General features: G+C 54.7%; 18 protein-coding genes, 1 tRNA gene and 1 other RNA gene. 11 read left to right on the top strand and 9 right to left on the bottom strand.

The features are described 5' to 3' along the window. Positions 1–2: 2 nt before the first annotated feature. Entirely contained in the window at positions 3–836 is an 834-nt protein-coding gene (locus IQ254_RS12835) for a metallophosphoesterase (protein ID WP_193966553.1), read from the bottom strand. 165 nt (positions 837–1001) lie between these two features. Further along, positions 1002–1811, bottom strand: coding sequence for a sulfite exporter TauE/SafE family protein (locus IQ254_RS12840; RefSeq protein ID WP_193966554.1), 810 nt, complete (start codon positions 1809–1811; stop codon positions 1002–1004). A gap of 338 nt (positions 1812–2149) precedes the next feature. Between IQ254_RS12840 and IQ254_RS12845 the strand changes: the two genes are divergently transcribed. Then, complete coding sequence (locus IQ254_RS12845) at positions 2150–3826, top strand: hypothetical protein (protein ID WP_193966555.1); 1677 nt, start codon at positions 2150–2152, stop codon at positions 3824–3826. 109 nt (positions 3827–3935) lie between these two features. Here IQ254_RS12845 and IQ254_RS12850 read toward each other — a convergent pair whose 3' ends face one another. The 3 genes from IQ254_RS12850 to ssrS all read right to left on the bottom strand — a co-directional run bounded on the left by IQ254_RS12850 (position 3936) and on the right by ssrS (position 6970). After that, the gene (locus IQ254_RS12850; RefSeq protein ID WP_313887442.1) at positions 3936–5219 is read right to left on the bottom strand and encodes a pitrilysin family protein; all 1284 of its coding nucleotides are present in this window, start codon (positions 5217–5219) and stop codon (positions 3936–3938) included. Positions 5220–5305: 86 nt separating this feature from the next. Next, on the bottom strand, positions 5306–6559 hold the full coding sequence (locus IQ254_RS12855) for a pitrilysin family protein (RefSeq protein WP_193966557.1): 1254 nt from the start codon (positions 6557–6559) through the stop codon (positions 5306–5308). Positions 6560–6786: 227 nt separating this feature from the next. Then, positions 6787–6970: non-coding RNA, 6S RNA (ssrS, locus tag IQ254_RS12860), on the bottom strand. Between the two features lie 136 nt (positions 6971–7106). Between ssrS and minC the strand changes: the two genes are divergently transcribed. From minC to IQ254_RS12880, 4 genes are all read left to right on the top strand, one after another. Next, the gene (gene minC / locus IQ254_RS12865; RefSeq protein WP_193966558.1) at positions 7107–8009 is read left to right on the top strand and encodes a septum site-determining protein MinC; all 903 of its coding nucleotides are present in this window, start codon (positions 7107–7109) and stop codon (positions 8007–8009) included. Between the two features lie 208 nt (positions 8010–8217). Continuing rightward, the gene (gene minD / locus IQ254_RS12870; protein WP_193966559.1) at positions 8218–9015 is read left to right on the top strand and encodes a septum site-determining protein MinD; all 798 of its coding nucleotides are present in this window, start codon (positions 8218–8220) and stop codon (positions 9013–9015) included. A gap of 59 nt (positions 9016–9074) precedes the next feature. Then, positions 9075–9563, top strand: a complete 489-nt coding sequence (minE, locus tag IQ254_RS12875) for a cell division topological specificity factor MinE (protein WP_193966560.1) — start codon at positions 9075–9077, stop codon at positions 9561–9563. Then, complete coding sequence (locus tag IQ254_RS12880; protein ID WP_193966561.1) at positions 9553–9948, top strand: ferredoxin; 396 nt, start codon at positions 9553–9555, stop codon at positions 9946–9948. The genes minE and IQ254_RS12880 overlap by 11 nt, the downstream gene beginning before the upstream one ends. Positions 9949–9990: 42 nt before the next feature. Here the strand turns inward: IQ254_RS12880 and IQ254_RS33125 are convergent, their stop codons facing one another. Further along, on the bottom strand, positions 9991–12039 hold the full coding sequence (locus IQ254_RS33125; RefSeq protein WP_313887443.1) for an acyltransferase family protein: 2049 nt from the start codon (positions 12037–12039) through the stop codon (positions 9991–9993). Between the two features lie 485 nt (positions 12040–12524). Between IQ254_RS33125 and argJ the strand changes: the two genes are divergently transcribed. Beyond that, positions 12525–13766, top strand: coding sequence for a bifunctional ornithine acetyltransferase/N-acetylglutamate synthase (gene argJ, locus IQ254_RS12890; protein WP_193966562.1), 1242 nt, complete (start codon positions 12525–12527; stop codon positions 13764–13766). 66 nt (positions 13767–13832) lie between these two features. Continuing rightward, positions 13833–13904, top strand: a tRNA-Gln gene (locus IQ254_RS12895). 1 nt (position 13905) lies between these two features. On the opposite strand, the gene IQ254_RS12900 is transcribed toward IQ254_RS12895, so the two are convergent. Then, positions 13906–14151, bottom strand: a complete 246-nt coding sequence (locus tag IQ254_RS12900) for a gas vesicle protein GvpG (protein ID WP_193966563.1) — start codon at positions 14149–14151, stop codon at positions 13906–13908. Positions 14152–14175: 24 nt separating this feature from the next. After that, positions 14176–14910, bottom strand: a complete 735-nt coding sequence (locus tag IQ254_RS12905) for a GvpL/GvpF family gas vesicle protein (RefSeq protein ID WP_193966571.1) — start codon at positions 14908–14910, stop codon at positions 14176–14178. 156 nt (positions 14911–15066) lie between these two features. Between IQ254_RS12905 and IQ254_RS12910 the strand changes: the two genes are divergently transcribed. After that, complete coding sequence (locus IQ254_RS12910; RefSeq protein WP_193966564.1) at positions 15067–16866, top strand: ABC transporter substrate-binding protein; 1800 nt, start codon at positions 15067–15069, stop codon at positions 16864–16866. A 673-nt stretch (positions 16867–17539) separates the two neighbouring features. After that, positions 17540–18157, top strand: coding sequence for a class I SAM-dependent methyltransferase (locus IQ254_RS12915; RefSeq protein WP_193966572.1), 618 nt, complete (start codon positions 17540–17542; stop codon positions 18155–18157). Positions 18158–18266: 109 nt separating this feature from the next. On the opposite strand, the gene IQ254_RS12920 is transcribed toward IQ254_RS12915, so the two are convergent. Further along, positions 18267–19871 carry a helix-turn-helix domain-containing protein gene (locus IQ254_RS12920; protein WP_193966565.1) on the bottom strand — a complete coding sequence of 535 codons (1605 nt, stop codon included), beginning with the start codon at positions 19869–19871 and terminating at the stop codon, positions 18267–18269. A gap of 594 nt (positions 19872–20465) precedes the next feature. On the opposite strand from IQ254_RS12920, the gene IQ254_RS12925 reads away from it, so the two are divergent. Next, the gene (locus IQ254_RS12925) at positions 20466–20951 is read left to right on the top strand and encodes a hypothetical protein (protein ID WP_193966566.1); all 486 of its coding nucleotides are present in this window, start codon (positions 20466–20468) and stop codon (positions 20949–20951) included. Between the two features lie 3 nt (positions 20952–20954). After that, positions 20955–21353, top strand: coding sequence for an ArsC/Spx/MgsR family protein (locus IQ254_RS12930; RefSeq protein WP_193966567.1), 399 nt, complete (start codon positions 20955–20957; stop codon positions 21351–21353). Positions 21354–21483: the final 130 nt, after the last annotated feature.

Genomic DNA, 21483 nt, shown 5'->3' on the forward strand with positions numbered 1-21483 from the left:
CCTCACCCCCGAACCAACTCCAGCACCGTCACCTCCGGTGGACACCGCCACCGCCCTGGGGCGTAGGTGCCCAAGCCCCGGTTGACGTAGAGCTGGTTGCGGCCGATCGAGTGCAGCCCCGAAACCCATTCCCAGTGGCGCACAACCTTAGTACATTTGCGGCTGAGGTAGGGGAGCTCCATCGGTAGCGAGGTAGCCAGCGTCTGCCTCAGCCCCTGGGTAATAGCCGGCACCGGCCCTAGCCCCGGCAGCACAATCTGCCCACCGTGGGTATGGCCCGAAAGCTGGAGATCGACCCGCCAAGGCGACAGGCGTTCGGCGGTGTCGGGGTTGTGGGAGAGCACGAGGCGAGGCTGGGTCGAAGATAACCCATTAAGCACTGATCCAGGGTTAAAGTCGGGTGACCAAAAGTCCGCTAGCCCCACCACCGGCAGGTCTGGCCCCAGGGGATAGGCGATCTCGTTCCACAGGGGGCAGATACCCGCCTGCTGGAGCGATCGCACAATTGTTTTGCGCCCCCCCACGGTGATATTGTCGTGGTTGCCCAGCACCGCTACAGTACCGCAGCGACTGGCCATCTGTTGTAAATACGTCGCCAGCCCAAAGATAGGCGACGGTTCCTGAGTGACATAGTCGCCGGTCAGGGCAATCAGGTCAGGCTTGAGATCGTTGACTCGCTCAACCACCTGCTGCAACAGGCGAGTTGGCAGGTGGCCACCGTCGCAGTGAAAATCAGACAGCTGCACAATACGACATCCCTGGAGTTGTTGGGGCAGGTCGCAAATCGAAACCCTGACGGTCTCGAGGGTAAGGGGGCCAATGTACAGAGGTCCCATGGGTTCAGAAAATGCATCCTTTGAACGCTAGCCCGTTTGAGCCTGGGTTGCCACCTGTAAGCAAACTTCTTCAGCAGCTTTTATTAGAACTGCGCCACTGACCCGGCCTAGATTCATGGCCAAGACCTGGCTTGTAGTGCTAACCCAGGTTGATAGGCGCAGCGGTCAAACTGACAGAGCAGTGTAGTTCATCCAGGCCTTGAGGAAAAAGTACCCAGCCAGCAGCGCCAGCAGCAGGCGAAACATGACGGTTATCGTCTGGTCGGGCAGACGGGGCAAATAGCGGGTGCTAATCTGCACCCCAATTGCCCCCACCCCTCCCAAAATTAGGCCCGTCGCCAGCTGCACATTACCCGCTTGAGCATGCCACAGACAGGCCCATAACCCAGTAATCACGATCGCTCCCAGGCTAGTCTGCACCGCAGACTTAATCGGTTCTTGCAGCAGCAAAATTTGCAGGGGTACCATGACCACGCCACCACCGACCCCAAACAACCCCGCCAAAAAACCGGCCAGACCACCAATTCCCAGGCGAGCAACTGTGGGGGAGACTTTGGTAGGCACAGGTCGAGCAGAGTCTCCGTCGGTTTCAGCCCGCTGGGCCTGGCGCACCACCTGCTTCTTAATGCCAATGAGGTAGATGTTGAACAGCAAGAACAGGCCAAAAATCCCCAGTAGAGCATACTCGGGCAGGGCAGTGGCCACCTCTTTACCCAGGTAGGCGGTGACTAAGGCAGGCAGGCCCAGCATGGCCACCGGGCCAACCTTGAGAAAGCCCATGCGCCAGTTTTGCAGGCTGCCTACTAAAGCAATGATGGCGATCGCCAGCGTACTGGTACCCACCGCCTGTACCCCCGACAGCCCCACGGCTACCATCACAGGCACCATCACCGTGCCGCCGCCAATGCCCAAAAAACCGGCCAGCACACCCGCTGACAGCCCCGCCAGGGCCAAAATCAATCCCCTCCCCACCATTTTCTCCCCTGCCTACTTAACGCTAGTTCATGGCCCCAGGGCAGATAGTCGCCCATCGTCACTGAACCAGGTTTAACCACCGATCGCAACCGGCCTGGGGCTGCGATCGCTCAGCTAGACAGTCTGGTATTGCCAAAGGCAAAATGATTTTGCGGCATCTGGAAAGAATTTTCAAGGCTTCCAAGCAGCCCTGCATGCCTGGAATTAGCAATGCCGATAATCTCAGCACTAAAGACTTTAAATGCAGATAGGCTGCGCAATGATGTATTGATGAACTCATTCCAATGTCACCATTTCTCATCCCCAGACAACTAAAATTTCCGCTGATCTGTTCTTTTTTGGCGTTAGCGACTGTCTTCGTATTCTCATGTCATACCGATGCCACCCTGGGCATAGAGTCAGTCAGTTTTACGATTCGAGATCGGCCCGTTGCCCAGGTCAATAAACGCCTGTTTGGCCATTTCCTAGAGCGGGCCAGCTGGGGCGAGCCTGGTCCAGAAAACAGCCTCCAGCCAGGGACTCAAAAAATTCAGCCGGAGGCCGTGGACTTGATGCGGCAAATGAACATCCCCATCATCCGGTTCCCGGCTGGTACAGATGTTGACTTTATTGATTGGCGCGATCTGATTAGTAACGTACCTGGCCGAGCCCCCGAACGCCCAGTTACGGTCGGCCATTCGGGCCATGAAATTACCAATCAGTTTGGGCTAGATGAGTATTTTCAGCTACGCGATGAACTCGGCGTTGAGACCATATTAGTGACTAATTTTCTCGATGCTGTATCAGCCAAAGTGCCCCTCGGAGAGGCGGCTCTAAAGGCGGCGGGGTTAGTGGCCTATGCCAATGCGCCCGTAGGCGCTGCCTTGCCCGATGCTATGCCAGACTGGCCCGCTGTGCGGGCAAAAAATGGCCACCCCGAGCCCTACAACGTCGAATATCTCCAGATTGGCAACGAGGTTTTTGGGCGAAAATTTCGCAGGCGAGTACGAGAAGGAACGGGTCTCACAGAACCAGCCGAACTATCCCAGTGGTATTTACAATGCCTAAAAGCCTATATCGACGCCATAGATGCCGTTGACCCTACGATTAACCTCATCATCGACGGTGTCATGGGGGATGACATTGAGCGCACTATTTTGGCCGATGCTACGATTCGCGATCGCGTCAAGTATGCCGCCTTCCACGTCTATGCGCCCGGCGGTGTGAGCGAAGTTACCCAAGCGGGCAATGTAGTGCCTGCTGGCACGCTGAGCGCGTCAGATTGGTGGCAGGCGCTGGTGGCGATGCCCGGGGCCGTAGGTGAAGACGGCATGATGTTAGCCTTTAGAAATCGGATTAAATTTGCGCGATCGCTAGGGTACAAAGTCGCAGTTACAGAATGGAACTGGAATGGCTGGGGGTTTGAAGACCTTGATCTGCCACCGGAGGTCAATTGGCGTCTGGCCTCAGGCATTGGCACCGCCGGATTTTTGAACGGCCTGATGCGCCAGGGCAATGAGATCGAGATGGCCTGCCAGTCGATGCTCGTGGGTACCACCTGGGACATTACCAGTATTCGAGTCGATCCAACCGGTCAGCGGCTGCCCTACTTTTTGCCCCAGGGTCAGATGACCCTTTTCTATAACAATTACCATGGCTCAACGGTCTTAGCGGTAGAGCCAACGAATGTTCTGAGCTACCGTCAGCCCTTTAAAATTGGCTGGGCGAGCCGCCCTGAACACAATGTTGCCTATGTCGATTTAGTGGCCACGGCAGACGAGCAGACGATCTATCTCCACGCGCTCAATCGTTCCCTTGACCAAGATTTATCCATTACGCTGGATTTCTCCGAATTCTCTCATGTAGGCAATTCCGTTACCCATCATCTGTTCGCTGAACGACATCCCCAGCATCAGGAAGATGAGAACCAGCAGCTGGGGGCAATCACCCACCGATCTTTTCCCATTCAAGGGCAAGTCATCCATACAACTCTGCCCCAGCAGTCTGTTAGTATTTTTGCTATTTCAAGGACATAACCAGAGAGCCCGTTTTTTCTAGCTCGATTTATAGCCTTTGCCTCTAGAGTTGTACCCTGGGGCCCTATGAGAGAATGGCTCACCCGGTTGCGGTGCGCTAATCTATGCTCTACCCTTGAGCGACCGCCACCGGGCCAATCGCTTCCTCAGGCCCCAGCAGCGAAATGTAGGGAGTGTGGAAAAACTCCTGAGCTACGGCTTCAATGTCCAGGGCCGTCACCGCCGCCACCATATCCTGAAACTGCTGGTCGTATTCAACGCCTAGTTCCAAAATTTCGTACCAGCCCAGCAGTTGAGCAATTTGGGCATTGGTCTGTTTACCCAGGGCGTATTGCCCCAGCAGTTTGTTCTTAGAGGCCTGGATTTCGTCATCGGAAAGCACTGTTGTTCGCAGGCGATCAACTTCAGTGCGTAGCCCCTCTAGGGCAGTGGCCGTATTTTCGGGGGCAGTGCCGATATAGGCGACAAATTTAGATAGCCCCAGCCGGGTGGGGTAAAAAGCCGACACGTCGTAGGCCAGGCCGCGCTTTTCGCGCAGTTCTACAAACAACCGACTAGAGAGACCGTTGCCCAGGTAGGTGTTGATCAGCTTAAGAGCGGCGTAGGCCGGGTGCTTGACTGGGGCCGCTGGGTAGCCCACCATCACGATCGCCTGATTGGTCTCCTGGGCAACCCTAGAGCAGGTGGCGGCTGTGGTTACTGCGGGCAGGCGCAATGGAGGGGGGGCAGTGGGGGGAGCTGACCAGTCGCCTAGGGCGTTTTCGACCTGGGCCTGGGCCGCCTCAGGGCTAATCCGGCCCACAATGGTGACGACCACATGGTCGGGGCGTATATGCTGCCGGTGAAAGGCGATCAAATCTGCCTGGGTGAGGTTGGCGACGGTGGCTTCATTACCGATGCCAGGCCGACCGTAGGGGTGGTGGCCGTAGATATCCTGACGCAGTTGGTTAAAGGCCAGGGTAAACGGCTGCTCTTGCATTGAGCGAATCTGCTGTAGGGTCAGCCGCCGCTCCAAATCGATTTCGTCTTCGGGAAAGCTCGGCTGCCGCAGCAGGGTAGCAGCCAGGGCAAAAATCTCAGGAAAGTCGGCGGAGACCGTTTTGAGACTGATGACGCTGTAGTCAGCCGCCGCATCGGTGCCCAGGCTGGCTCCGACTGATTCGACTGTTTCAGCGATCGCCATCGAAGCCATGGTCTCTGTGCCTTTGGTCAGCAGCCCCATCAAAAAGCTGACGAGCCCCGCTTGGTGATGAGCTTCGGCGCTACTACCCGCCCGAATAAACAGCCGGGCCGAGACAATATCGGCGACCGGGTTTTCTAGGACTAAAACCGTTAACCCGTTAGGTAAAACAGTGCGATGGAGTTGAGGTGTTTGAAGTAGAGAGGCTGTCACAGGCAAGAAAAATTACAGTGCAAGCAGAAAAAGAGAGCGCTAACCGCTGAGTCAGTCTAACTATAGACTGACTCAGCGGGCTCGGCTCAGGCCGGGCGCAGAATGGTAGACACATATCGCAGCGGGGTGAGGTACTGGCTCGCCAGTGGGCGCAGCTGCTCGTCGGTGTAGCGCTGGAGCGTGGGCACGTAGGCGAGGCAGTGCTCGGCGGTGGCTACGGTACCGTAGTAACCGTAGAGCCCCGCCAGTTGCCCGGGCGCTTCGGTGGAAAAGGCGTAGTCGTTGCACAACAGGCGCTTGGCCCGGGCAATTTCGCCATCGCTGATGGGCTGAGCCGCTAGCTCACTCAGGCGATCGCACACAATGGCCTCTACCCGATCGATCGCGTCGCCATCGAGCCAGGCCTGAATGGTAAACAAGCTACAATCGCGCTGGAGCGAAAACCCAGCGCCAATATCCTGCACCAGCTGACGGTCTTCTCGCAGCTCGCGCACCAGGCGCGACGATCGCCCCTCGGCCAAAATGGCCGCCAGCAGATCGAGCCCATGGGCGGTCTCCAACTGGTCAACCCCCGGCCCCAGCCAGGCCATACACAGGCGCGACTGCTCCAGACGAGGCAGGTGAAGGGTTTCTCGGCGCACCCCCGGCAGGTTGGGGACGGGGGCGATTGCAGCAGGCGGGCAGGGCGGGGGCGATGCAAACCCGCGAAAGGCATGTTTGACCATAGCGATGGTCGGCTCCAGCGGAATGCCGCCGGTAATTACCACCGTCATTTTGTCGGGCTGGTAGTGGGCCTGGTGAAAGCAGCGCATTTCTTCGGGCGATCGCTGCTGCAAAATCTCGGCGGTGCCCAAGACCGGACGACCGTAGGGATGATCTTGGTACACCAGTTCTGACATCGCCTGATAGCCTAGCCAGTCGGGGTCATCCTGGGCCTGGCGAATTTCTTCGAGCACCACCTGGCGCTCGCGGTCAAACTCATCAGCGGGAATCGCCGCATGCAGCAGCAGATCTGCTAGGTAGGGCAGAGTATGGGGCAGCATATCGGCTGCGATCGTGATGTAGAAATGGGCGTAGTCGTGGCTGGTAGCCGCGTTGGTCATGCCTCCCTGGGTTTCGATTGCATAGTCAAACACGCCGGGCGGCAGCTGGTCGGTGCCCTTAAAAATCATGTGCTCTAGAAAATGGGCCATGCCCGCCCACTCCGCTGGCTCGGCAATCGCCCCAGCCCGCACCCACACGTCAGCCACCACCACGGGGGTAGCCGCAATTTCCTGGTGAATCAGGGTGAGCCCATTGTCTAAACGAATCACACTGGCGGGAAAATCAACCGAAATCAACGGCTCAGGCCCTTAGTACAGGTCACTATTCTAAAGATCAACGTCAACTGGCTCCCTCTGAGTAGATCCTTCGGGGTCTCAGTTTTTACCGAATGTTAACTCTGCTGTTAATACTAGCGTCCCAGTCGGTTAAAACATAGGGACTTGACCCCTGGAGCGGATATTTCTCAGCGCCAAAAACAATTCCCTGGCCCCCATAGACCAGGGAATTGCTAAAAATCTCAAAGGGCCTCACCGCAGCGCCGTCTTACCTCAGTTTCCGACCTGGGAAAACCAGGGGGGTGCCTTGGCATCTAGCTTAAAGTTTCCGAGTACAAGCTCGGTTTACTGCCGCCGATGCAACTTAGCTCCCGTTCGGAAGAAACATAGATCGACAAACATTGTTGGCAGTCACCAACGCCGTAGTGAGACCTCATTCACTATAACCAACAGCCTGGGGCAACCGACAAGGGGGCAGCCGACCCAACTCTGACCGCGATCGCCTGCTCCGGTGATCTAATATGACAGCACCGGGCTTAGCCCTGTGTTTCACCCTTTTATTTTTCCTATGGCTTCTGACGATTCTGCTGCCGTAACCGATGCTGTCACCGACGGCAGCCCTCCGCTAGAGGCCCCTACTGAGGCTAACTCTGCCGCGCATTCTGCGGCGGCGACAGGCGCGCCTACCCCTGCTCCACCGGTCGATCCGCGCACTCAGCTGCGGCTGCGTAGTGAAGGCGACTATTTGACGCTCCTCCTACCCAACCCGCTCCAGGCTGAAACCGAGGGCGGCATGCTCTCCTGGGGAGAGTTAATTCAGCAATTTAAACAGCGGCTGCACGGGAGCGAGCCCTTTTGGCAACCCCACACGGTGGTGCATTTGGCCGCCCGCGATCGCCTGCTCGATACCCGTCAGCTGCAATCCTTAGAAGATTTACTCACCACCGCTCAGCTCAGCCTCAAACGGGTGATTACCAGCCGTCGCCAGACCGCGATCGCCGCTGTTGCCGCTGGCTACTCGGTTGATCAGCTGGCGGCAGAAGACAGGCTACTCCAGTCGCCCCCGCGCCCTGGCCAGCCCCTGGCCGAGCCCCTATACCTACAAACCACGGTGCGATCGGGGGTCGAAATTCGCCACCCCGGCACCATTGTGGTGCGGGGCGATGCCAACCCCGGCAGTTCGCTGGTGGCCGAGGGCGATATTTTGGTTTGGGGGCGACTGCGGGGCACCGCCCACGCCGGGTCTGGGGGCGATCGCGATCGCTACATCATGGCGCTCCAAATGCACCCTACTCAGCTGCGTCTGGCCGATTTGGTCGCGCGGGCTCCCGATGGCCCTAGCCAGCAATATCTGCCCGAGATCGCCTACGTGGGGGACAACGCCATTCGCATTGCCCAGGCTCAAGACTTTGCCCGCCAGCATTTCAACGCCACCCTAGGGCAGGGGGCTCAGCCCACCGACGCCTTTTAACCAGGCAGCTTTGGCCAGGCAGCTCTCAAGTGAGCATCCTGGGCGGTTGACCATGGCGTATGATTGACAGTTGTTTTTGTCGGGGTGTAGGTTTTGTCGAATTGAGTCTTGCACTAGAGCACAGCGGCTGAGCCAATTCACCACCGCTGAACTCGCATTGATTGACACATTGGTTAGCTCGGTTGTTTAGAGAAAGTTGGCTTCATCCATGACTCGCATCATCGTAATGACCTCGGGTAAAGGGGGCGTCGGCAAAAGCACCTGCACCGCTAATCTGGGCATGGCCCTGGCCCAGCACAACCGGCGGGTAGCCGTGGTCGATGCCGACTTTGGCCTGCGCAACCTTGACCTATTGCTAGGCCTAGAGAACCGCATTGTCTACACCGCTCTAGATGTGCTGGCGGGCGACTGCACCGTTGAGAAGGCCCTGGTAAAAGACAAGCGCCAGCCCACCCTGGGCCTGCTAGCCGCCGCCCAAAACCGCAACAAGGAGGCCATTACCCCCGAGCAGATGAAGTCACTGGTGGCAGGGCTGGCCAAAACCCATGACTTTATTTTGATCGACTGCCCAGCGGGGATTGAGCTAGGCTTTCAAAATGCGATCGCCCCGGCCAACGAGGCCATCATCGTCACCACGCCAGAGATTTCCGCCGTTCGCGACGCCGACCGGGTGATCGGCCTGCTCGAAGCCAACGACGTGAAATTTACCAAGCTCTTGATCAACCGCATTAAACCCAAAATGGTGCAAGAAGACCAAATGATGTCGGTGCGCGATGTGCTAGATATTCTCGCGGTTCCCCTGCTGGGGGTGGTACCCGACGATGAGCGGGTGATTGTGGCCTCGAACCGAGGTGAGCCCCTGGTGCTTGATCAGCAGCTCTCCCTGGCCGGCGTAGCCTTCAACAATATCGCCCGTCGTCTGCTTGGAGAAGAGGTACCCTTAATTGACCTCAACGCCACCCACGACGATCTCTTTAGCCGCCTGCGTCGATTCTTTCGAGGCTAGGGGCAAGGCTTTCCCCCTGCAACGGTGTTCGATGTTTTATTACCCAGCCGCCAGTACCGATGCTAAGCGAACTTCTCGACAAGCTATTTAACCGCAACCGCAACCTCTCTAGCCGGGCCGAGGTCAAACAGCGGCTGCAATTTGTGCTGGCCCACGATCGCGCCGACCTCACCCCCGAAGTGGTCGAAAAGATGCGTCAGGAAATCCTTGAAGTAGTCTCTCGCTATGTCGAGCTCGACCAGGACAATTTAGAATTCACCCTCGAAAGCGACCAGCGCATGACTGCCCTGATTGCCAATCTGCCTATCCGCCGCATGCGCCCCGCATCTCCCCTGGTTGAGCCGCCTGCCACAGACGCCGCACCCTCAGACCTCAGCCCAGCACCCTCAGACCCTAGCGCGACGGAGCCCGATGAGCCGACGGCCCAGATCTCGGCTGAAGCCGACCACTCAGTCCCCGCTAGCGAAGCGACCAGCGCGGCCGCTCCTGAATCCGAGCCCCAAGCTTCTGAAACCGCCAGCGAGACGGCTCCTAGTGATGAACAATAGCGCTGCTGAAACCTGTGCATCCCTCGCCGCCTGTGTCGAGTCGCTGGCCCTGGGCAGCATTCAGCGCCATGTTCTCATCTGTGCCGACCAGACTAAGCCCAAGTGCTGCGACAAAGCCGCCAGCATCGTCGCCTGGGACTATCTCAAAAATCGCCTCAAAGAACTCGGGCTGGATCGCCCCACCGCCGATCGCCCCACGTCTATTTTTCGCACCAAAGCCAACTGTCTGCGAGTCTGCTCCCAGGGGCCGATTTTGCTGGTTTACCCCGAGGGTATCTGGTACCACAGCGCCACCCCCGCCGTGATTGAGCGCATTATTCAGGAACACCTGATTGGCGGGCAGGTGGTCGAAGAGTTCGCATTCTTACAACATCCATTGCATTAAAAAAGATCGCATGCCAATCAGTTCTCTGCCCCAGTTATCTACTCAATGGGACGTCAAAATCTGACGAATTATGGGTGCAGACAAACGAACTGCCTCAATCGAAGGGTGTGAATATTCATCTCTATACAGTATCTCCCCGGTAGGAGCCGTGTATGTGCAGCGATCGCCTGGGCAAAATAGATCAAATAAATCTACAACCCTGTTATTCTCCTTCTGTGCAAAGGCTTTAAGCACCGTATCTAATCCTGCTCGCCTAGCTAGAGACTGAGCCCGATTGGGAAACTCGCAGGTGTTGTCAAATGGCTGGAACCACTGTTTGACCGCCGCCGAAGGCTTGCAGTAGGCTTCACGCGCGAAGGGATTGCCATGTAAAACTGCCAGGCGTATTCCCTTAGCTGATAATTCATCAGAAAGGCTACCCAACCCAAGGGCGAGCTTTTTGAGGTTTTCTTCAGACTCTTTAGTGATATTTTCAGGAGACAACCAAGCCAAGTCATTGATAAGGAAAACCCAGTCTCCTGGTCTCAGATCACTCACAATGGAAGGGATTATACTATTCCAATAGTAGTTGCTTGCCTCTGCGAAACTACCAACGTTAGGGATCTCTTGAACCGGAGAAGCGTCCCAAGAAGATGTGATCGTGACCGCATATCCGTCTGAAATTATTAAGTCATCAAAGCCTTGCACAAAGGCAGCAGAGAACGAGTTACCAAACACGGCGACTCGCCTTTCTGCCTCCGAAAAATTTCCCAGGGTGCATTCTTCAATAGAGATCCGCTTTTGGGCTCTAGCCTGAGTACTGCCAGCGAGAACACAACGCTCGCCCTGCCACAAAGAATTCGTTTCTGGCAAATGATAGGGCTCTGTAAGCGATAGCACACCCTTTGCAATTAATGGTGGATGATTTCCCATATAAATAGAAAAGTTTGGCACTTTCATCAAGGTGAAAAATAATGTAGAGATTAATGAGGCGGCTAGAAGCCAATAGATAATAGACTGACGGTTTCCATGGGGCCATTTAGAGAATCTCAACGGACTTTCGATGTAGCGAAAAGATATAACTGCTGCAATTACTGTCAGAGCAATTTGAATTGGAATTGACCACCAATGAATACCAATCGTTAAGCGACTGATGCAAAGAATACCCCAGTGCCATAAATATAGTGAGTAAGAAATGATGCCGATATAGATAACCTTGGGATTGGTGAGGAATGTATAAACCTCAGTTTCTGGTTGAATATAATTTACCAAGATCAAGGTCAAGCTTACAATGATCATCGTTGATAGAGAAGCCAAGGTGATGGGCAAATAAAAAGTAATCACCATAGAAATAATGATTAACAAGGTCAAAGCATTTGCTGATCTGCGTGAAGAGAAAGCTCTACCCTTTGCATTTGCAAAAAGACACAACATGACGCCTGAGCCCAATTCCCAGAAGCGAGTAGCGAAAAGAAAGTAACTTGCCGATGGATTGGTGGGGTAAAAATATATAAACGAAATCAAGGATATTGATGACAAGAATCCAATGACTACAGCCATTTTTTTCCTGAAACTGGTAATTTGATTCTTGAAGCCTGACAGATAAATTAGCAATGGGAAAATGATATAAAATTGAGCCTCAACGCCTAACGACCAAGTGTGTGTAAAAATATTGAGCTCAGAAGAATCGGAAAAATAATCAACAGATTGATGGAATAGAATGAGATTCGAAGTTCCAAATGCTGAGGCGATGCCCGTTTTTAGTGAGGTTGCTGGGCTTGCGTCAAACATGCAGACTGCAATTCCTGCAGCCAGTGAAAATGCGATTAATGCAGGAACTATTCGTTTGATTCGCCTGGCATAAAAAGTTAGTAAAAATTCATTGAAGCTACCACTTTTATTTTTGGCTATTAGAGAGGATGTTGTAACAAATCCAGAAATTACAAAGAATATATCTACGCCTAGATAGCCACTTGGCAATATTTCTTCGTTGAAGTGATTGATGATGATGGCAATGATCGCAATTGCCCTAAGCCCATCTATCTCTGGGCGATAGGATGACTTCGAAGCGGGAGGATCAGGGGTGAGTTTGACTTGGGGGATGTTGACCACGGCTGTCTATCTTCATCTTTTTTAGGCCTGTCACCAGATATTCGCAGTCTCCTGTCACCAGATATGTGCAGTCTATGGAAAGAATGACTTCAGAGGCGTGGTTATATAGGTTTACCCAAGCTTTGCTACAAGAATCGAAAAATAAGAATTTTTACATCATGATCACGGGTAGACTTCCAACCATACCGGGTAGAAAAATACCTCGCTGAACTCTCTTCACTGACTATATTCTGTTTCAGATCGCAGCTGGCCTTTGCCGGGCAGGCTTGGTCAAGGACGACAGGATGCTGAGCCGTGGTTCCTATGGTCACCTCTGGAGGATGAGTGCCTTGATGGATGCGTACATAGCAATCTCCCAACCTATGCATAGCCGAAATCAGTCGGCTCTCCTTAGGGAAGTTGGGGGCAAACGCCGCTACTCGCAACCTTCCAATCCCCGCCTGTTTCTGCTGTATAATCCCCGGCAATACCTACGGACTACGGGCATGACAGACTGGCAGCTGATTGAGGGGGGCATTACCGCCCCTAAGGGGTTTCAAGCAGCAGGCATTGTGGCGGGGTTGAAGCTCTCCGGGACCCCGGACTTAGCGCTGATTTACTCAGACTGCGAAGCGATCGCAGCGGGCGTCTTCACCACCAGCCACGTCCGCGCCGCCTGCGTCGACTACTGCCGTCAGCGCCTCGAAGCCCGGCCCAGCGCCCGCGCTGTGCTGGTCAATGCCGGGCAGGCCAACGCCTGCACCGGCAACCAGGGCTGGATCGACACCGTTGAAAGCGCTGCTGCCCTCGGTACCGCCCTCAATCTCCCTCCCGAAGCCGTGCTGATCGCCTCTACCGGGGTAATCGGCCAGCGCATCAAAATGGATCGGCTCAAGGCTGGCATTCCCACCCTGGTAGATAGCCTCTCCCCCACTGGTTCTGCCGCCGCTGCCGGAGCGATTATCACCACCGACCTGGTGCCTAAGGTGGTGGCGATGGAGACTACTATTCACGATCGCCCCGTGCGCATCGGCGGTATTGCCAAGGGCTCGGGCATGATTCACCCCAACATGGCCACCATGCTGGCTTTTATCACCTGCGATGCCACCGTGTCGCCCACCCTCTGGCAAGACATGCTGCGCCGAGCCAGCGATCGCAGCTTTAACCAGATCACCGTCGATGGCGACACCAGCACCAACGATACCCTCATCGCCCTGGCCAATGGCGAGTCACGCACCCCTGCCATCACCGATGCCGGGGCCGAAGCCGACCAACTAGAGGCCATGCTGACTGCCGTATGCCAATATCTAGCCAAGTGCATTGCCCGCGATGGCGAAGGAGCCACCTGCCTGATCGAGGTCACCGTCGCCGGGGCTGTCACCAATGCTGCCGCCAACCAGGTGGCTCGTACCATCGCCGGGTCATCCCTGGTCAAGTCTGCCATCTTTGGCCACGACCCCAACTGGGGCCGCATTGCCGCCGCCGCCGGACGGGCGGGCATCACCTTTGACCAAAGTGACCTGCGGGTGCAGCTGGGCGACATACTGTTAATGGAGCACGGCCAGCCCTTGGCCTTCGATCGCCCCGCCGCCAGCGCCTACCTGACCCAGGCCACTCAGGGCGACTACCTCAAAACCGACACCGTCGCTATCCATGTCACCATTGGTGACGGGCCCGGCAGCGGCCAGGCCTGGGGCTGCGACCTGAGCTACGACTACGTCAAAATCAACGCCGAATACACGACCTAGGCTGGTGACAGGGATGATCTTGACACTGGCGCGGCATAAGCTGCTATATTAGCAAAGCGATAGCATTGGGGTGTCGCCAAGTGGTAAGGCACCGGGTTTTGGTCCCGGCATTCCTAGGTTCGAATCCTAGCACCCCAGTTTATTCATCTAAATCCTCTTCGTCTTCAACGGCCTGAATGGCCAGCAAGATTTCTTCTTCTTGGGCCTCAAAGTCTGCTTCAGACAGCTCGCCCATGTCAAAGGCCAGCTGTAACGCCAGAAGCTGTTTTTGCAGACTCGCCAGATCGTTGGTAGAGATATCGGCCTGTTCTAAGATCTTGTCAGCAATCCAGCTCACCCCTTCGATAGGGCCAAGCACCGGAGCAAATAGAATTTTTAGCAGCATAGTCTTTACCGGGGGAAAGGGCAGCTACTGGAGCTGAGCAAAGTTGTAGGGGGCTGTGAAGTTGTTGTAACGAATGCGCAGGCGATCGCCAAAGGACTGATCTACAGTATCAATGGCCTGACCAAACTCGGCTTCACTATTCCATGGAATTAAGAAGGCCGCGTTGTAAATCATCACGTCAGTCTGGGGAGGGTTTTCCAGTACATCCTTCGCGAGAGGGGTCAGTACCTGGCGAAACTGCTCAACAATACCCTGCTTGCGCTCTTCTAGGGCATTTTCAATCTGTTGGCCAATGAAAATGACCTGCTCCATGCCTAGTTGGGTACCTTCCAGCTGGTCACGCTGGGCTTGTAAATCGGCGTTTTCGACCATCATTCGCTCTAACTCAGTGGACGGATCCCACTGCACCTTGATGCTCACCTCACGGCAGCCATTAAGCCTTTCAAACAGCTGTACCAGGTCTTCGGCGTGGGGTTCTACCAGATCTGTCTGCACCTGCTCCCAGCTTTCGACGATTAACCCAAACTGCAGCGGCAGCAGCGTACGGTGGCCTTGCTCCATCGCTGCTTCTAAGACCTTTTCATGACCCAGCAGGTTTTTGCGGCTCGACAAATAACGCTTTTGACAGGCAATAGAGTAAAGAAACGTAAAATCACCCAGTTGCTTAACCTGCATAGGTTGGGCATCGAGACCGTCTAGGGGCAACGCGGTAGGGCCAGGGGCCGGAAAAATACCGTATAAGTAGTAGCGATCAGCCATAGATAGCTCTTGGGGGGATGCCTCTAGCATGCCCCAAATCCCTCGGTTCTGCGACAGGGTTTGCTATGGGATGTGGCATCCTCTGGCCTGTTGATTTGAAGAGGGAAGTCGCTATAGTGTTTGAGGCGTCGTCTTGGCAGGGAAGAGGGTTAAACCATGGCAAAGGCAGCAATCATTCATTGGCCCCATCGGCTCGCCTGGATAAGCCACACCAAACGTCTGATTGTCCTAGTGGTGCTAATGGTTGTAGGCTTCATCAGCACGGGGTGCGACCTCACTTACTTTGCCCAAGCAAGTACCGATGTGCCCCGACTTGTGCTCAGCGTGCTCAGCGATCCCAAAACTTTCAACCCTGTTCTTAGCCAAGAATCGCCCAATATTTTTACCTTTACCTTTGAGGGCTTAACCACCACCGATGGTGTCACTGGGGAGACTGTGCCAGCTCTAGCCGAAAGCTGGGAGATTGCCGATGAAGGCAAAGTTCTGACCTTTACCCTGCGCGATGGGCTGCAGTGGTCAGATGGCGAGCCCCTTACCGTTGACGATGTGATCTTTACCTACGAGGTGTTGTTTAACCCAGATATCCCCACCAACAGCCGCGACGGGTTTCGCATCGGCACCGAGGGGCAATTTCCCCAGGTCAACAAGCTAGACAACCGTCGGGTGCAATTTATCCTGCCCGAGCCCTTTGCGCCCATGCTCGAAAATACTAGCCTAAATATTATTCCGGCCCACATTTTGCAGCCTACAGTGGACGCCGTAGATGCCCAAGGTAACCCGCAGTTTCTCTCAACCTGGGGTACCGATGCCCCCCCCAGCGAGATTGTGGGTAACGGCCCCTATCGCATCACCCAATATGTTCCGGGGGAGCGGGTCATTTTTGAGCGTAACCCTTACTATTGGCGGCAAGATGAGCAGGGCAACTCTCAGCCCTATATCGAGCAAATCGTCTGGCAAATTGTCAGCTCTACCGATACGGCCTTTTTTCAGTTTCGCTCGGGTGGGCTTGACTCGGTGGGGGTGCAGCCTGACTTTTTCTCACTGCTCAAGCGCGAAGAAAATCGGGGCGACTTCACCATTTACAATGGCGGTCCGGGGCTAGGCACTAACTTTTTTGCCTTTAATCTCAACCGTGCTAGCCGCAATGGCACCCCTGTGGTTGACTCAATTAAATCAGCCTGGTTTAACAACGTGGCTTTTCGTCAGGCGGTCTCTTTCGGCATCGATCGCCAGACCATGGTGAACAATATCTTTCAAGGATTGGGTGAACCCCAAACATCTCCAATATCGGTACCCAGCCCCTTTTATGCACCGCCTGAGCTGGGCATTCCCGCCTATGACTACAACCCCGACAAGGCTCGTGATTTGTTGCTGGCTGCTGGCTTTCAGTACAACGCTGCCGGGGAACTACTCGACGAGGCGGGCAACCGAGTGCGCTTTACGCTGATCACCAACTCCGGCAACAAAATTCGCGAATCGATCGGGTCGCAAATCAAAAATGACCTGGCCAAATTGGGCATTCAGGTCGATTTCCAACCCCTGGCGTTTAATGCCCTAGTCGATCGCCTCACCGACAGTCTGGAGTGGGAGGCGATGGTCTTGGGGTTAACCGGTGGTACAGAGCCCAACGGCGGCGCTAACGTCTGGCTGCTAGATGGGGCACTCCATGCCTTTAACCAAAATGCTGGCCCGGGCCAAGACCCCCTGGAGGGCTGGCAGGCAGCCGACTGGGAGCGCCGCATTGCGGATTTATATATTGAGGCTGCCCAGGTAATTGACTTTGACCAGCGCTTTGAGCTTTACAGAGAAACCCAACAGCTCACCCAGGAGTATTTGCCATTTATGTATTTGATCAATAACCTATCCCTCACTGCCGTGCGCAACCGGGTCGAAGGAGTCAAGTACACGGCCCTGGGCGGTGCCTTTTGGAATATCCATGAGCTGTCGGTAGACTAGTACTCCGATGCGGCAATAACCTAGCTGTTGACTTACGCGGAAACCCTTATGAGGCCTGGGGTTCCCGTTCTGCCTTCTTACTTCTGCCTTTCGGTACTAGTACTCCGATGTGGCAATATCTCAACCGGTTAGCTCATGGACAGACTGGTCAGCCTGAAGGCCTGCGATCTGAATAGTGTTGTTAATTGTGCCGTCGAATACAGTCCCAACACCCTGTAGTCCCGACATCTTATCTAGAGATTGTTTGAGTACAAAAAAGCCAGTGCTAAGTGACCTAAATACTCGTCCCCCATGGCATAAAAGCTAGCGGCTTACCCCCTCCTAGAGTGGGGAACCCTCAGAACTCAGGCTATTTGAGGCTGAGTACATCGCTAATGGCGCAAGCACAATTACCCGCTTAAACAGCGACTGACCCCCTGCTATAACTTCTTTTACACCCATCTAACGCCTTTATCTAACGTCTATTTAGGCAGAACTCCAATCTCTGAGCTGAGGTGTGCAGCATTGTTTGGAATCTGCTTTGCCTAGGGCTTTGCCTATTGACGGCTACGCTATCGGAGCCCTGATCTGTCTGAAATCCTATTTGGGAAAACGAGGCATACCCTCGTTAGTTGTCATGAACAACTTTATGCAAAGACTGCGCCTCGATACGGTGACACCATCTGTATCTGATATGCCCTTGTTTCCAAGGCGATGGGCCGAATACTATCAGGTAGTTACCGGGCGACCTCCCCGCGAAACCCTGTTGATGGCCTTAGATCACTTCAACAGTGAAGCCCTCTCATGCTCTCGTACCACGGTTGGATTTGCGGTAGATCTAGGCTGTGGCGATGGGCGCGACACGGCAGAGTTGCTGCGGTGCCACTGGCGAGTTTTAGCGGTGGATGGAGAACCCGATGCGATCGCCCTACTGCGCAATAACCAGAACATTGATCGAACCTATCTAGAGACCCGGGTGCAGCGATTTGAAGACCTTACCCTCCCGCCCGACGTGGACTTAATTAATGCAAGTTTCTGCCTGCCCTTTTGTCCGCCAAGCCATTTTTCAGAACTCTGGAGAGAAATTGAGACTGCCCTGAGGCCGGGCGGGCGGTTTTGCGGTCATCTTTTTGGCGATCGCGACTCTTGGGCTGTCTTCCCTGACCTGACCCACCATACCCGCCAACAGATCGATCAGCTGTTGACTCATTTTGAGGTAGAGCTTTTAAATGAAGAAGAGCACTTAGGCAAAACGGCCCTGGGCGAAGAAAAGCACTGGCATCTGTACCATATTATTGCTCGCAAGCGTTAGGTCCCATACCAAATCCGGACCGCATAACCCCGATTCAGAAAAGGCCAAACCGTAGGGGCAAACGACGTTTGCCCTGTCCAATTAGGGGATAGCCAAACAGGATTGGGTATCAGGTGATGTTTAAAGCCTCGCGGAGAATGCTCTGATCCTCCGCATTGACATTAAATCGGCCTTTTTCGATATCTCGAATCCAGCTTTGGCTCTTGCCCAGGCGCTCTGCCAGGGTGCGCTGACTCAGGTTTTGCTGCTGGCGGGCCGCGCGAATGTCTTCCCCAGAAATCTGCCCCGACCGACTGTTGGTCGGGGATTGATTATTGCGCCGTCGCCGTTGTTTGCTCGCCCGTTTGGCGGTCTGCTGCCATTCGTCAGATAGCTCAAAACCCAAAAGCCGCCCATTCAGCAGCCGCTGCCATTTGTCGCGAGGCGCTTTATCCGTCAGGCTCAGGGATTGATTGGCATCGTTGGCCCAAAACTCTAGCGCTTCATCGGCATCGTCAGGGATATCGGCCACTCTAGCCCATAGGGGTTGGATTTCGAGGGGATAGGTCTCTGGGTCAAACTGGGGTTTGAGCCCGTAATAGTAAAGGGTTTCGAGATCACTCTCAAACGTTTTCAGCAGCCGTTTGTGCGCCCCCCGTACTGTAGCCGCCTCGTGCAACCGTTTTTCGCCGTAGGCAATGCGCAGTAGGGTTCGTACCGTCATCCGTTGATCGCTCCCCAGTCTCAGCTTAAACAATAGCCACAGCAGTAGCCGTACAGAGCCTTCGTGCTGCTGCCAGTTGCTCATCACCTCTGACAATAGAGACTGGGGCAGAGAACCGTACTGGTAAAAAGCCGCGTGGTGACGATAGTCTCGCTGGTTGAGAAAATGTCGGGCCCAGATCCCAGCTTTGACGGTAAAGCTTAGACCGATGAGATGCTGATCTCCTGCTGCATCCTCCTCAAAATAGTATTCGGTATTCACCAGGTGCCAGATGGGATGTTCGTCTAGCGTGAAGGACTGCACTTTACCCTGGCGTGGCCAATCGATAGTGGCTAGAATCTGGCAGCACTGGTTAACCAGGCTCTTGATCAGGGTAAGCTTTTCGAGTTTGGTTAGGTCTTTGCGCTTATCTAGGCCCAGGTACTGTTCGATGTGCTGGTCATTGAGCACGAAGGGTTCTTCCCAGGCATAGGTGACGTTAGTGGCGTAGGCCGCAAAAATCAGGTGAACACAGGTCGCTCGCAGGTCAAAGTTGGTGAGGGCAAACTGTCCTTCAGCCTCGGTCATGGGCGCAGGAGAGGTCGCTTCAGGGTTGGCAGCCAATCGAAACCGGAGTTGCCCTTGGCCCCGGTGCACTGGCCGGTGGTAGCTAAGGTAGCCGTCGCTATCGGCCTGCCAGGGAAGCGTTTGCCGCTGAGCCAAAATGTTGCAGGCTTCCCACACCACCATGGATGAGGCAAACGGATTCGTTTTGCCGTTGAGGAAAATATCGGGAATGGCCGCCGGTAACAAGCTGCTCTTACAGCGGCCTTTTTTGGGCTGGAGCGGCGCTAAAGACCCGACGGAGCACACTTCAACGCACCGTGGCACCGCTAAGTCTGGGCAACCATCACAAAGGGTTGGATCAATCCAGTAGTTGTCTTGCTCTAGGGTCGGCTTGATAGCTCCATTTGGACACTGCGGGCGACAGCTATCACAAACAATACATCCGCCTTTAATTGTGTAAGCCATAAGCCTCGGTGAACCATTGTATACATTGAGCCGTTGCCATTGGTCATGAACTAGACCACTCCTCACACCTTCCTAGACCACTCCTCACACCTTCAAGGTCTTACTCCAGTGGGGAATGACGTTTTGATGAATAAAGGAATAACAACTTGAAGCTTGTTTTTTTATGTCAGTCGATACGATTTTATAGTCATTTTATATTTGCCTGAGAGACGTTCAGAACGGACATTTCGGATTCAAAAAATGTTTGAAAAATCACGAATAATCGCCCCAAAAATTCAGGAGAACATAACAAAATCTCGACTATTGCAAGTTCGTTAACTTACCTTAATGTTCATTTACATTCTGTCGTATGGATTGGTTGTATTGCTCTGGGTTGCCCGTTGGGTTGAGTCAAAATTTTGCGATCGCAGGCACCTTAATCGATGCCATTTTGTATCAAAAAATACGGAATATTTCTGCTATATCTCCGGTAATAGGAAGTGGAGAGTGTGCAAGCTTTGAGACCCAATTAGACCTGAAATGCTGAATGAGTTGTCTGCCTGAGGGCAGCTCACCACTCTGGTCTATCCTCTTCACCTATGCTGGGCTTGCTCCATGTCTCCCCCTACAGATTTAGCCTGTCCGTCGTGGCTGGCGGTATCGGCCTCAACCCAAGACCTGCTGGCTGCCGCTGCCCAAACCTGGGATGATAACGCTGCCTCTGAAGGCTACATTCGCGCTGCCCTGGCCCAGCCTGAGGTTGAGCTAGACGCGCTGGTGAGTGCCTATCGTTATTTTTTCTATAAAAACAACGACCCCGTGGCCCTGGAGGTGGCGATCGCCCTTTGCGATCGCATCCAGACCGATCGGCAATGGCCCCAAGATTGGGACGCGCTGAAACCCATTTTGTTGTCACAGTTAGAAGATCTGACGGTGCGGCTGTACCTCAGTGCCTATGCCGCGACTGGGCTGGTGCGGGCGCGTTTGGGCCAAATTGATGCGGCTCAAACCGTGGCTCACCAGATGCAGCAAATTGACGCCAAAGAATTTGGGGCCGATGTGTTACTGAGTATTCTCAACCCTGTGCCCGAGGAGGACTAAACCATGGCGACCGTCGTTTTTTATGAAAAGCCTGGCTGCGTGGGCAACACTAAACAAAAACATCTCTTAGAGACGGCGGGGCACACCCTCCAGGTGCACAACCTACTGGCCGAGCCCTGGACACCGGAACGGCTGCGTCCATTCTTTGGTGATCTGCCGGTCGCAGCCTGGTTTAACCCTACGGCACCGCCGATTACCGGGGGGCAGGTGGTGCCCGAGGCGTTAGCGGCTAGTCAGGCGTTGGCGCTGATGGTTGAGCAGCCCATTTTAATTCGACGTCCGCTGGTGCAGGTCGGCGATCGCTGCGTCGTGGGGTTTGACCTGGCCACCATTGATGCCTGGATTGGCCTCGCCCCGGCTACTGACTTGGCTGAGGATGTGCAGAGTTGCCCGCAGGGGTGAGGGCATAGGGCGGTGGGGATGAGGCGCGAAATGCGCTCCTGTGGGTTACGGCCAAGGCCTGATTGGTTTGATTCTAGCCCGGTTTGAGTTCGGCCTAACCCACACTACAGTTTCTCCCGATCCCCCCAGC

Source organism: Nodosilinea sp. LEGE 07088 (assembly GCF_015207395.1).
In the GTDB taxonomy this organism is placed as follows: domain Bacteria; phylum Cyanobacteriota; class Cyanobacteriia; order Phormidesmidales; family Phormidesmidaceae; genus Nodosilinea.